We start from the raw sequence: 11,300 nt of genomic DNA, 5'->3' as shown, positions 1-11,300 counted from the left end.
ATACAGTCATTATAAAATGTAGCTATGAGGATTGCGGCACATCAATTCCCTCATTTTAGGGAGGCTGCGGGACTGGCAAATGAATTCAAAATGCGCCGAAACGTGAATTTTCTAGGGGAAAAGGTTTAATCCTGTGGATAACACGTGTAAAATTCGACTGATTTTATTTATCCACCGTTTTTATCTTTTGAGGTTTTACCTCGATCATAATCTCGCGGTGACATGCTCCATGGTACGGGGCATCACTCCTTAAGGATTTTTTATGCCAATTATCACTTTGCCAAATGGCGATCAAAAACAATTTGATCAAGCTGTATCTGTGATGGACGTTGCACTGAGCATCGGTCCGGGTCTTGCGAAAAATACAGTTGCAGGAAAAGTCGATGGTCGTTTAGTCGATGCATCTGACTTGATTACCACGGATGCCAGCCTTCAAATTATTACGCCTAAAGACGAAGAAGGTGTCGAAATCATTCGTCACTCTTGCGCTCACTTGGTGGGACATGCGGTTAAGCAATTGTTCCCTGAAGCGAAAATGGTGATTGGTCCTGTCATTGAAGATGGCTTCTATTACGATATTTTTAGCGCAAAGCCATTTACACCAGAAGACATGGTAGCCATTGAAGAGCGCATGAAAAAGCTCATCGATCAAGACTATGATGTCATCAAAAAAATGACACCACGTGATGAGGTGATTGCAGAATTCACAGCGCGTGGTGAAGATTATAAATTACGCTTGATTGCAGACATGCCTGAAGAAACAGAAATGGGCTTGTACTACCATCAAGATTATTTGGATATGTGCCGTGGTCCACACGTGCCAAATACTAAATTTTTAAAAGCATTCAAGTTGACTAAAATGTCAGGCGCTTATTGGCGCGGCGATGCGAAGAATGAACAGTTACAACGTATTTATGGTACAGCGTGGGCAGACAAAAAACAGCTTGCAGCGTATATCAAACGTATTGAAGAAGCTGAAAAGCGTGACCACCGTAAAATTGGTAAAGCTTTAGATTTATTCCATATGCAAGAAGAAGCACCAGGTATGGTGTTCTGGCATCCAAACGGTTGGACCATTTATCAAGTACTTGAACAATACATGCGTAAAGTTCAGCAAGACAATGGCTACCTCGAAATTCGTACCCCGCAAGTGGTTGATTTCACACTTTGGGAAAAATCAGGCCATGCTGCAAACTATGCAGATGGCATGTTCACGACGCATTCAGAAAGTCGTAACTATGCAATTAAACCGATGAACTGTCCTTGTCACGTACAAGTGTTCAACCAAGGTTTAAAATCATACCGTGATTTGCCAATTCGTTTGGCTGAGTTCGGTTCGTGTCACCGTAACGAACCATCAGGTTCATTACACGGCATTATGCGTGTTCGTGGCTTTACGCAAGATGATGCACACATTTTCTGTACCAAAGAACAAATTGGTCAAGAAGTGGCTGACTTCATTCAACTGACTTTAGATGTATATAAAGACTTTGGTTTCGAAGAAGTGCAAATGAAGTTGTCTACACGTCCAGAAAAACGTGTGGGTGATGATGCACTTTGGGATATGGCTGAAAAATCTTTAGCAGATGCTTTAGATGCTGCTGGTTTGGAGTGGGAACTTCAACCGGGTGAAGGTGCATTCTATGGTCCGAAAATTGAATTCTCACTGAAAGACTGCTTAGGCCGTGTATGGCAATGTGGTACAATCCAATGTGACTTCAATTTGCCAGAACGTTTAGATGCGTCATATGTCACTGAAGACAATGATCGCGATCAACCTGTAATGTTGCACCGTGCAATACTTGGCAGTTTTGAACGTTTTATTGGTATACTAATCGAACACTATGCGGGCTTTATGCCACCTTGGTTAACACCAATTCAAGCATGTGTGATGAACATTACCGATTCACAAGCGGAAGCATGTGAGTCAGTCGTCGCTAAACTTAAAGAAAACGGTCTCCGTGCGATTTCAGACTTGAGAAATGAGAAAATCGGCTTTAAGATTCGTGAACGTACATTAGAGCGTATTCCTTACTTACTGGTACTTGGGGATCGTGAGGTAGAGGAAGGTACAGTGAACGTGCGTACCCGCTCAGGAACAAATTTGGGTACTATGTCAATCGACGCTTTCGTTGACCTAGTAAAAGCAGCCGTTGCCGAACGCGGCCGGTACATTGTGGAGTAACAGCGATTAAACAGCCTGACCGTAATCAACAGGGCGGTAACAAATCAAACCGTCCTGCTTTGAATGATGAAATTCGTGCGAAAGAAGTCCGTCTTGTAGACGAAAATGGTGAGCAAAAAGGTATTGTTAGCTTGGCAGAAGCATTACGCGCTGCTGAAAGTGTTGAGCTTGATCTTGTTGAGATCGTAGCAAACGCTGAACCGCCTGTTTGTAAAATCATGGACTTCAACAAGCATTTGTTTGATCTAAAGCAAAAGCAGAAAGAAGCGAAGAAAAAACAGCATCAAGTACAGGTGAAAGAAATCAAACTCCGCCCGGGTACTGATGTTGGTGATTACAACGTAAAACTACGTGCAATTACTAAGTTCCTTGAAGAAGGCAACAAAGTAAAAATTACTCTTCGTTTCCGTGGTCGTGAAATGGCGCACCAACAGCTTGGTTTGGCTCAACTTCAAAAAGTTGAAGCAGATGTGGCTGAAATTGGTGTTGTTGAGCAATCACCAAAAATGGAAGGTCGTCAAATGGGTATGTTGCTTGGTCCTAAAAAGAAAAAGTAATGATCCATTGATCTTAAAAAAAGCACTGCCTATGCAGTGCTTTTTTTATTACAACATGAAGAGAAGGTTGCTAACCAATTTGATTATGACCTTATAAAGTTGCTTGCAAAGTGCATAAACCGTCTATCTCAAGCCCAATCTGAATATCCCTAAAGTTAGCGTTACTTAAGCTTTGCATGTGTTCATCTTTGGTCATATATAGTTCAAGATTCTTCATGTTTCCATCGGGTTGTGCCAAGTGATCGGTCATGAAGTAAGAGCCATGGGGTTGGATAACTTGTTGTGCAATAGTTTTATGAAAATCACAGGCATATGCTTTATGGCGAAGTTCATGTAAAGCTTGATGAATCAAGACATAGTCAAAGCGTTGATCATTCAGAACTGTATACCAATCCTGCTGTTTAAAATCAGCGATGATGAAATTTGCGGACGTATGGGGAATAGTAGCTAAGCGCTGTTTGGCTAAGTTATGCATAGCCGCAGAAAAATCGACGGCTGTATAGTTAATATTAGCTCGTCTACTTAAGAGCTCATATGCAAAGAAACCAGGGCCTGAGCCTAATTCTAAAATACGGACATCTGGTTTTGGATGATTTAAAATTTGAGAAATATAGTGTTCGAAGAACTTGATGCGGTAAGGTCGTTTAAGGTTTACTTCCTTTGCCCACTGTGTCGCATGTAGCGGATCTTTAAGATCGATTGGGCTTGGAATATCAATGATTTTATTCATGTTGTTAAGTCATTTTTTTATTCGAATAAGAGCTAAATAATATATAAAATTACATAAAAATAGTCATGTTTAATTATGATATCGTGTATCCAAAATAAGTGAATAAACTCAGGAAATAAGAATGATCGATTTGTACTATTGGGGAACACCCAACGGACATAAAATTAGCATCGCATTAGAAGAGATGGGTTTGGAGTATCAAGTCTTTCCCATCAATATTTTAGAAAATGATCAGTTCCAGCCCGACTTTCTACGCATTTCACCCAACAATAAAATCCCTGCGATTGTGGATCAAGATGGTCCTAAAGGTGAAGCCATTTCTGTGTTTGAGTCAGGGGCGATTTTACAGTATTTAGGGCGTAAAACAGGGCAGTTTTATCCAAGCGATGAACAGTCTCGTGTTGAAGTTGAGCAGTGGTTGATGTGGCAAATGGGTGGTTTTGGCCCAATGCTTGGACAGAACCATCACTTTAGTAAATTTGCTCCCGAACGTATTGCGTATGCAACTGAACGCTATGTCAATGAAACCAAGCGTTTGTATGGTGTACTAGACAAGCAGCTTTTTGGTCAAAACTATGTGGCTGGAGAGTACTCGATAGCGGATATGGCAATTTTTCCATGGATTTTGCGTTATGAATGGCAACAAATTGACATAAATGACTACCCAAATGTGAAGGCTTATATGGAGCGTATTCAAGCGCGTTCTGCAGTTCAGCGTGCGTTGGCGCTTCAAGTTAATTAGTTACAGAAGCGCTGACTTGAACTGTGTTAAGCTTAGCGCCTTCAAGGTATAAGCCATTCTTTAAAGCCACCGATGGGTGGCTTTTTTGTTGAAAGGTTGTTTGGACATTAGTGTAATGAAAAAAGAGTTTTTCCTCAATTTAACCCGCATTATTGAAGCGAATCCTAAAATCTATCTCAGTATTATTGTGGGGATTGCAGGATGTTTGGTGCTATTTGTAGCTGAAGCGGTACACATTCAACAAATCATTGAACTGCTGAATACCAAGGATCAGGTGGTACTTCGCGCTGCAATTGAACCCATTGCCGATAAATATTCATGGTCGCGTTGGTCTTTGTTGATTCTGGCATTGATCTGGTCAAGTTTTGCCTATAGCTCAACCAAGAAAAAGCTGGGTTTAAAATCATAAAATGCTGTGGGCCTTAGGACTACTTTTCCTTTCTGCTTTTGGGGCAGCGACACTGCTACCCTTGCAATCAGAGGCTGTCTTGGTGGGATTGTTGGCTCAGACGCAGTATCCAGTGTGGTTGTTGGTAGCTGTTGCAAGCCTAGGCAATATTCTAGGTAGCTGTGTGAATTGGTGGCTCGGCTTGAAAGTTGAGCAATATAAAAACAAAAAATGGTTTCCCGTCTCAGAGCAAAAGATGTTGCAGGCGCAGGGCATTTATCAAAAATATGGTTTTTGGTCTTTATTGCTCAGTTGGGTGCCCATCATTGGTGATCCGATTACCCTCATTGCAGGATTACTCAAAGAAAACTTTGTTCGTTTTGTCGTGATGGTGAGTATTGCGAAAATAGGACGCTATCTTTTTGTGTATTGGATGTTTAGTCAGTTCTAATTATTTTCAGAGACCAACTGGCCACATGCTTATATTGGCTGAATGGGTTTAAAGTTTATATAGAGAGATGACACGAGTGAGTGAAAACTCGTGTCATGCTAAATTTTTAACGACAAGCATTCATATCGAATTCAATCGCATCTTTAAATTTAGACTTTTTATAGAGCCACAGTGTACTTGCCGTGCGTTTAACACTGACTTTGCTGTTTGCAACGGCTTGTAAAACTTGTTGATCAAGCGCGTAAATGCCTGAACCTTTGATAATTTTAGGCTTCTTGATGTTGCCGTGTTTATCGGCTTTAAAGCTAAATTTAATTTGACGGTCATGATCATTCAACTGCGTTGAATCTAACGCAAGCGTAGGTTGAGCCTGATATTGAAAAGGCACTTTTTGCTGCTGTTGTTGTGCAAGCCAGTTCTTTGAGTCAAAGCTATAGTGACATGCTTCGACATCATCTGGGGTCAAGTTTAAATTAAAAACTTGATAACCAATGACAGCTAAAGCGGTGTCGTCCTCCATAAAAGGTTTTACTTTGGCTTGAAGCACGGCATTCACCAGCTTTTCATCCAAAGCTTTGATTCCAGTTGTTTCTTGGACTGTCGCTTTGGTTACTTCACCTGTTTCATCTGCATACACACGAATAATTGCTGCACGGTTTTGTTGATTTAAATCACTATTTTTATATTGGGGTTTGGGGAAATCTAGCCATTGAATACGCGTGGTCAAATGCGCCGATTGAGCTGAGCTTTTTTGAATGGTGAGTTCTAATGGTGGTTGAGCTGCATGACTTAGATGAAAAGGCAGTGTAGATAATGCGAGCAAGAAGAGTGGTTTCATATGATCGATTTCTTTTATAACGCATCCAGTGCGCATGACTTAAATAATTGTTGCGAGTATTTCCTGAATTGGAAAGACTCGCAAGTTATATTGTTAAATTAAAACTATTTTTGCTCGGCTTGGGTGATGTCTACACCAAATAAGTCTTTGGTTTTAGCCCAACTCAGTGCGACCACCAAGAGTGTCATGCCGCCGCCAAAAACCGTTGCAATCACAGGGCCTAAATATTTTGCTGCAAGACCTGACTCAAATGCCCCCAGTTCATTACTACTCGACACAAACATACCGTTTACAGCTGCAACACGGCCTCGCATATTCTCAGGAGGATAAATTTGTAAAATGGTCTGACGAATTACCACTGAAATACTGTCACATGCACCCGTCATAGCAAGAGCAAATAAAGACAGCCAGAGATAGTTTGAGTAAGCGAACAATAAGGTGAATAGGCCAAAGCCTGCAACAGCAAGCAGCATATTGCGCCATGCATGTCGGGTGGGCGGAAAACGTGTCAGTGCAATCATGGTGATGAGTGCACCAATCGATGGTGCTGCCCGTAAATAGCCCAATCCTTCAGGCCCAATTTTCAAAATATCTTCAGCAAAGATCGGGAGTAAAGCGATCACACCGCCGAACAGTACCGAGACTAAGTCGAGTGATATGGCCCAGAGGACAATTTTAGTTTTAGCAATAAAGCGAAAGCCTTCACCTAAACTTTGTAGTACACGTTCCGTTTCAATTTTAGGAAAAGTGCGTTTGCTTAAAAGATTGACGAGTAAGAAACATAGGCTGAGCAGTACCGCTACACTGATTAAACTGGTTTCACGGCCGAAAAATGCCAGCATAAATCCACCGAGCATCGGGCCAATAATCACCCCGCTTTGCCAACCAATGGTGGTCCATGTGGCACCATTGGCATAAATGTCTCGTGGAATTAAAAAAGGTTTGAGAGATGTTGCGGATGGATTATAGAAACCTCAAATTGTTCCTAGGCCAAAGATCACAGCATAAACACCCCATGACAGGGTGGAGAGTTCAATTTGCTTTAAGCCATAAACATGAAATAGCCCCCATAAAACCAAGGGCAGAGGAATGGCAAAGAATAAGCAGATTTTCATGATGGTTTGCTTATTAAAGCGATCGGCAAAATAACCGCCCCATAAGGAGAGCGCAATAAAGGGGATTGCTTCTGCTAGACCAATCAAGCCTAGAGTGAGAGGATCTTTGGTAATTTTATACAAAGAATACGCCACAATAATTTCCTGAATCAAAATGGCAAGCGTCAGACAAAATTGATTGAGCGTAACAATAGAGAAGTCTCGGTATCGGAGTGCGGCAAAAGCATCCTGTGTGGCGTTCATAAGGGTACAGTATGGAATGGATGAAGCATTATACGACTTGGACTAAACCTCGGTTATAAATTCATCGCTTAAAGCTTATCGGGAAATAAACTAAGCGTGCTTTTATTGTTGATTATTTGCTTTTGTTTTAGACAAAGTTCGATTAGAATATTCGCTCCCTTACCTGCAGGTCGTTTTGCAATGGTGCAAACGTTCCGAACAGGTGTTCAAAAGAGGTTGTTATGCCTAAGATGAAAACTCGCCGTGGTGCAGCTAAGCGTTTTAAAGCTACTGCTAACGGTTTCAAGCGTAAACAAGCGTTCAAACGCCACATTTTGACCAAAAAATCTGCTAAGCGTATTCGTCAATTACGCGGCTGTGTAATGGTTCACGTGAGTGACGTTGCTTCAGTTCGTCGTATGTGCCCATACATCTAAGGAGATTATAAATGGCTCGTGTAAAACGTGGTGTACAGGCTCATCGCCGTCATAAAAAAATTCTTGCTCGTGCTAAAGGTTACTACGGCGCTCGTTCACGCGTATATCGCGTAGCGTTCCAAGCAGTAATCAAAGCGGGTCAATACGCTTACCGTGACCGTCGTCAGAAAAAACGTCAATTCCGTGCTCTATGGATTGCGCGTATTAATGCTGGTGCTCGTCTAAATGGTTTATCGTACAGCCGTATGATCGCTGGCTTGAAAAAAGCTCAAGTGATTATCGACCGTCGCGTACTTGCTGACATCGCTATGCATGACGCAGTTGCATTTGCTGCTTTAGCTTCTAAAGCTAAAGATGCATTAGCTGCATAAGTCTTTAAGGCTTAAAGAAAGACCGCTTTTTAGCGGTCTTTTTTATTGCCGATTATTTTTTGAGGCAAATTTTTTATGGGTCAAAGGTGAGACTGTGATACAACCATAATTACATATGATAAGAAAGACCGCATCAGCGTTAGGCCAGTACAATGAAAAAAATCAATGTCGTAGGAACTTCTGCTACAGGTAAATCTACATTTTCCAGAGCTTTGGCCGAAAAATTAGATTTGCATTATATCGAGTTGGATAATCTATTTTGGCTGGATGACTGGCAAGAATGTCCCGATGAGGTGTTCTTTGCCAAGATTGAGGCAGAAGTACAGAAGGCGACACAGGGCTATGTGATCGATGGTAACTATACTCGCGCCATTCCTGTGAAATGGGCGGAAATTGATACTGTCATTTGGTTGGACTTACCGTTTCCAATCAACCTTTACCGTTCTGTGAAGCGTGCGGTTCAGCGGGCATGGGCGCAACAGGATTTATGGGAAAACTCGAATAATCGGGAAAGCTTACTACGGATGTTTGGTCGGGATTCGATTATTTGGTGGATGATCAAAACGCATGCTAAAAACCGACAGAAATACTTAAAAATGATGCAGATGCCTGAATATCAACATATACAGTGGATTCATTTAAAGACACCAAAACAGGTGAGTCATTTTTTAGATCAGTTGGCTGTTGAAAAGCTTAGCGTTTAAATAAAAAAATATCAGTGCCTACTCAGTGATCAAGATGAACCATTAAGCTTTAGTTACATAAATCTGCTTTAATCTCAAAGGTGGCCGATGCCTAATAAATAAAAAGATTAAAAAGAAAAGGAGCAGGATATGCTTGCAGAAATTACTGGGATGGGACAGGGAAGTATCACGGTGGAATTACAAATGATTCCCAGAAAAGGCGAGTCAGTCAAAATTATGTATGGACCTGATGCGGAGCTTGAAGGCGAGGTTGTTTCGGTTAATCATTATATTAATCAACATGCCAATCAGCATAAGGTGCAAATCAAGATTAGGCCCTTCAATCTTCTAATTACCGCCTGAAGAAGTTGGACCCATAAAAAAGCGCTCTTTGAGAGGAGCGCTTTGATATATCTATAATAGCTTATAAGCCAAAATAATAACCAACTACACAGATCAAAATCGTAATTACGATTAAAGCAAATACCCCAGTTTTCCCTGATTTATGGTGTGTTTCATGAGGCTTAGTCTCTATCGCACTTAATTTAGGTGTTGAATGATTGCGAGCATCAAGTGGTGTAGTCATGTCTTTGGGTGTGAGCTGCGCCGTTTGATAGTGATTGGCCACTTTCACAATAAACTTAGTACTTAAATCATCAATCTTTTGCTCAAAATGACGTAAGTTCAATTGCTCATCTGGCGTGAGCACTTGGCCTTCTGCATTATAAGGATGTTGAATTTTAGTCTGGATAAATGCTGATAACGCATCTAAGCGATACAGCGTTTGATGTGCATAATCAGCAGTATAGTCTGTTGGTAAAATAGCGAGACGGTGGGCTTCATCTGTGGCCTCTTGTTGTCCATAGTACGGTAAGTCTACTGTCTCGGGTTCTACTAAACCTTGTGCAAATGGCGCACTAAATAGTTCTTGTTCGGTAAAGTTTTCGATTTCATCCCATTTCGGTGTTTGTAAATCCGCTTCAATACGTTTGCTGAGCTTGTGATTCAGTTCAAAACGCCATAAATTTTCGCTACGGATTGAGCTTTGTTGCGTTTTTGGAGTTATAAAATCGTGTTCAGCACTGTACCATTCAGCCAGTTCTTTACCAAAAATCCAAGCAGTTTTTTGCTGTGCTTGATGGCTAACAATAATATGTGGTGTAGCGAGGAGTTCAACATTTGGGTTAGGGTTCTTTTCATCTGCTAGCAATGTTGAGCTATGCAGACTGAGCTGTTTGACCCCTTGTTTTTTTAAGGCTTCAAGCCACACTTGAAAATGCTGAGCCAGTAAATGTTGGCTATTCAGATCACGAAACTGAAAGCAATGTCGGTCAAAAATGGCATGTTCTAACCAACGTTGGAAACTTAGGTTGTGGCGCAAATATTCATTGCCATAAGTAACTAAAGTAAGTTGTTGTTGCCAAATAGGATCAAGCGACATCGTTTGTTGTTCTCTTCTGTGATGACACTATCTTAACCTGTTTACAAAACCATGTACTAAACAAATTTTCCTGATCGTAGAGCTTCATCAACGTGCTTAAAAACTGATAGAATATGGGGTTTTATTAATTTTATAAATTGTTGCTTTGAGAGTTACTATGTCACTGGAAGCCCTGACCACTGAAGCGCTTGCTGCGATTGCAGCAGCAGAGGACCTTGCTACACTCGATCAAGTACGAGTGCAGTTTACGGGTAAGAAAAGCCAGCTCGCTGAGCAATCCAAAGCTTTAGGTAAAATGGACCCTGAAGAGCGTAAAAATTTTGGTGCGCAAATTCATGCAGTCCGCGAAGCGATTACCGGTGCTTTAACTGAACGCCAAACACAATTACAACAAGCAGCGTTGGCTCAAAAACTTGCAAGTGAAACGGTGGATATTACTTTACCGGGTCGTGGTCAAACGATTGGTAGTATTCACCCCGTTACTCAAGTGCAAGAGCGTATTTGTCAGTTCTTTACCAAAGCGGGCTTTGTGATTGAAACTGGTCCAGAAGTTGAAGATGACTATCACAACTTTGAAGCTTTAAATATTCCAGGGCATCACCCTGCGCGTGCAATGCACGATACATTCTATTTCGATGCGACACATTTACTACGTACTCATACTTCGGGTGTGCAGATTCGTACCATGGAAACCCAGCAACCCCCGATTCGTATTGTATGTCCAGGTCGTGTATACCGCTGTGACTCTGACCAAACGCATTCGCCAATGTTTCATCAAATTGAAGGTTTGTATGTCGCTGAAAATACTAGCTTTGCAGAACTGAAAGGTTTATTGGTCAATCTATTAAACGAATTCTTTGAAAAAGACTTAAAAGTGCGTTTCCGCCCATCTTATTTCCCATTCACAGAGCCAAGTGCTGAAGTGGATATTATGGATGAGCGTGGTAAATGGTTAGAAGTACTTGGTTGTGGCATGGTGCATCCAAATGTCTTGCAGGCAGCAGGGATTGATCCTGAAAAATACAAAGGCTTTGCTTTCGGTCTAGGTGTGGAACGTTTTGCGATGCTTCGTTATGGCATCAATGACTTGCGTATGTTCTACCAAAACGATGTGCGTTTCTTACGCCAATTTGCTTAATA

The 11,300-nt window shown here is 41.4% G+C and carries 13 protein-coding genes and 1 pseudogene; 10 read left to right on the top strand and 4 right to left on the bottom strand.

From position 1 onward, the window contains the following. Positions 1 to 262: 262 nt before the first annotated feature. Positions 263 to 2,185, top strand: coding sequence for a threonine--tRNA ligase (gene thrS / locus AC0KVP_RS13755; RefSeq protein ID WP_004692292.1), 1,923 nt, complete (start codon positions 263 to 265; stop codon positions 2,183 to 2,185). Positions 2,186 to 2,190: 5 nt separating this feature from the next. Further along, positions 2,191 to 2,742, top strand: a complete 552-nt coding sequence (infC, locus tag AC0KVP_RS13750) for a translation initiation factor IF-3 (RefSeq protein WP_050796974.1) — start codon at positions 2,191 to 2,193, stop codon at positions 2,740 to 2,742. 91 nt (positions 2,743 to 2,833) lie between these two features. Here the strand turns inward: infC and AC0KVP_RS13745 are convergent, their stop codons facing one another. After that, positions 2,834 to 3,472 carry a class I SAM-dependent methyltransferase gene (locus AC0KVP_RS13745; RefSeq protein ID WP_473337345.1) on the bottom strand — a complete coding sequence of 213 codons (639 nt, stop codon included), beginning with the start codon at positions 3,470 to 3,472 and terminating at the stop codon, positions 2,834 to 2,836. A gap of 121 nt (positions 3,473 to 3,593) precedes the next feature. Here AC0KVP_RS13745 and AC0KVP_RS13740 point away from each other — a divergent pair, with 121 nt between their 5' ends. The 3 genes from AC0KVP_RS13740 to AC0KVP_RS13730 all read left to right on the top strand — a co-directional run bounded on the left by AC0KVP_RS13740 (position 3,594) and on the right by AC0KVP_RS13730 (position 5,053). Next, positions 3,594 to 4,214, top strand: a complete 621-nt coding sequence (locus AC0KVP_RS13740) for a glutathione S-transferase N-terminal domain-containing protein (RefSeq protein WP_473337343.1) — start codon at positions 3,594 to 3,596, stop codon at positions 4,212 to 4,214. 115 nt (positions 4,215 to 4,329) lie between these two features. Further along, positions 4,330 to 4,623 carry a hypothetical protein gene (locus AC0KVP_RS13735; RefSeq protein WP_473337342.1) on the top strand — a complete coding sequence of 98 codons (294 nt, stop codon included), beginning with the start codon at positions 4,330 to 4,332 and terminating at the stop codon, positions 4,621 to 4,623. A gap of 1 nt (position 4,624) precedes the next feature. Continuing rightward, positions 4,625 to 5,053 carry a YqaA family protein gene (locus AC0KVP_RS13730; protein WP_473337340.1) on the top strand — a complete coding sequence of 143 codons (429 nt, stop codon included), beginning with the start codon at positions 4,625 to 4,627 and terminating at the stop codon, positions 5,051 to 5,053. A 106-nt stretch (positions 5,054 to 5,159) separates the two neighbouring features. On the opposite strand, the gene AC0KVP_RS13725 is transcribed toward AC0KVP_RS13730, so the two are convergent. Together AC0KVP_RS13725 and AC0KVP_RS13720 are read right to left on the bottom strand one after the other, a co-directional pair. Next, positions 5,160 to 5,891, bottom strand: a complete 732-nt coding sequence (locus tag AC0KVP_RS13725) for an energy transducer TonB (RefSeq protein ID WP_473337337.1) — start codon at positions 5,889 to 5,891, stop codon at positions 5,160 to 5,162. A gap of 104 nt (positions 5,892 to 5,995) precedes the next feature. Beyond that, positions 5,996 to 7,249 (bottom strand): annotated as a pseudogene (locus tag AC0KVP_RS13720) (MFS transporter). A 221-nt stretch (positions 7,250 to 7,470) separates the two neighbouring features. On the opposite strand from AC0KVP_RS13720, the gene rpmI reads away from it, so the two are divergent. The 4 genes from rpmI to AC0KVP_RS13700 all read left to right on the top strand — a co-directional run bounded on the left by rpmI (position 7,471) and on the right by AC0KVP_RS13700 (position 9,082). Beyond that, the gene (gene rpmI, locus AC0KVP_RS13715; protein ID WP_004278281.1) at positions 7,471 to 7,665 is read left to right on the top strand and encodes a 50S ribosomal protein L35; all 195 of its coding nucleotides are present in this window, start codon (positions 7,471 to 7,473) and stop codon (positions 7,663 to 7,665) included. A gap of 11 nt (positions 7,666 to 7,676) precedes the next feature. After that, positions 7,677 to 8,036 carry a 50S ribosomal protein L20 gene (rplT, locus tag AC0KVP_RS13710; RefSeq protein WP_004692276.1) on the top strand — a complete coding sequence of 120 codons (360 nt, stop codon included), beginning with the start codon at positions 7,677 to 7,679 and terminating at the stop codon, positions 8,034 to 8,036. Between the two features lie 152 nt (positions 8,037 to 8,188). Further along, positions 8,189 to 8,740 carry a P-loop NTPase family protein gene (locus tag AC0KVP_RS13705; RefSeq protein WP_473337336.1) on the top strand — a complete coding sequence of 184 codons (552 nt, stop codon included), beginning with the start codon at positions 8,189 to 8,191 and terminating at the stop codon, positions 8,738 to 8,740. A gap of 129 nt (positions 8,741 to 8,869) precedes the next feature. Then, positions 8,870 to 9,082, top strand: a complete 213-nt coding sequence (locus AC0KVP_RS13700; RefSeq protein WP_004692273.1) for a KOW domain-containing RNA-binding protein — start codon at positions 8,870 to 8,872, stop codon at positions 9,080 to 9,082. A 61-nt stretch (positions 9,083 to 9,143) separates the two neighbouring features. On the opposite strand, the gene AC0KVP_RS13695 is transcribed toward AC0KVP_RS13700, so the two are convergent. Then, the gene (locus AC0KVP_RS13695) at positions 9,144 to 10,160 is read right to left on the bottom strand and encodes a hypothetical protein (protein WP_473337334.1); all 1,017 of its coding nucleotides are present in this window, start codon (positions 10,158 to 10,160) and stop codon (positions 9,144 to 9,146) included. 157 nt (positions 10,161 to 10,317) lie between these two features. On the opposite strand from AC0KVP_RS13695, the gene pheS reads away from it, so the two are divergent. After that, on the top strand, positions 10,318 to 11,298 hold the full coding sequence (gene pheS / locus AC0KVP_RS13690) for a phenylalanine--tRNA ligase subunit alpha (RefSeq protein WP_004979194.1): 981 nt from the start codon (positions 10,318 to 10,320) through the stop codon (positions 11,296 to 11,298). Positions 11,299 to 11,300: the final 2 nt, after the last annotated feature.

This window comes from Acinetobacter sp. DL27 (assembly GCF_055810995.1).
Note: the sequence above shows the minus strand (reverse complement) of the source record. Positions and strands in the feature narration are given on the sequence as shown.

Excerpts from the sequence above, each read along its gene's own strand:
- AC0KVP_RS13745 (WP_473337345.1), bottom strand. The coding sequence starts at position 3,472 with ATGAATAAAATCATTGATATTCCAAGCCCAATCGATCTTAAAGATCCG.
- AC0KVP_RS13740 (WP_473337343.1), top strand. The coding sequence starts at position 3,594 with ATGATCGATTTGTACTATTGGGGAACACCCAACGGACATAAAATTAGC.
- AC0KVP_RS13695 (WP_473337334.1), bottom strand. The coding sequence starts at position 10,160 with ATGTCGCTTGATCCTATTTGGCAACAACAACTTACTTTAGTTACTTAT.
- rpmI (WP_004278281.1), top strand. The coding sequence starts at position 7,471 with ATGCCTAAGATGAAAACTCGCCGTGGTGCAGCTAAGCGTTTTAAAGCT.
- AC0KVP_RS13705 (WP_473337336.1), top strand. The coding sequence starts at position 8,189 with ATGAAAAAAATCAATGTCGTAGGAACTTCTGCTACAGGTAAATCTACA.
- thrS (WP_004692292.1), top strand. The coding sequence starts at position 263 with ATGCCAATTATCACTTTGCCAAATGGCGATCAAAAACAATTTGATCAA.
- AC0KVP_RS13700 (WP_004692273.1), top strand. The coding sequence starts at position 8,870 with ATGCTTGCAGAAATTACTGGGATGGGACAGGGAAGTATCACGGTGGAA.
- pheS (WP_004979194.1), top strand. The coding sequence starts at position 10,318 with ATGTCACTGGAAGCCCTGACCACTGAAGCGCTTGCTGCGATTGCAGCA.
- rplT (WP_004692276.1), top strand. The coding sequence starts at position 7,677 with ATGGCTCGTGTAAAACGTGGTGTACAGGCTCATCGCCGTCATAAAAAA.
- AC0KVP_RS13725 (WP_473337337.1), bottom strand. The coding sequence starts at position 5,891 with ATGAAACCACTCTTCTTGCTCGCATTATCTACACTGCCTTTTCATCTA.
- AC0KVP_RS13735 (WP_473337342.1), top strand. The coding sequence starts at position 4,330 with ATGAAAAAAGAGTTTTTCCTCAATTTAACCCGCATTATTGAAGCGAAT.
- AC0KVP_RS13730 (WP_473337340.1), top strand. The coding sequence starts at position 4,625 with ATGCTGTGGGCCTTAGGACTACTTTTCCTTTCTGCTTTTGGGGCAGCG.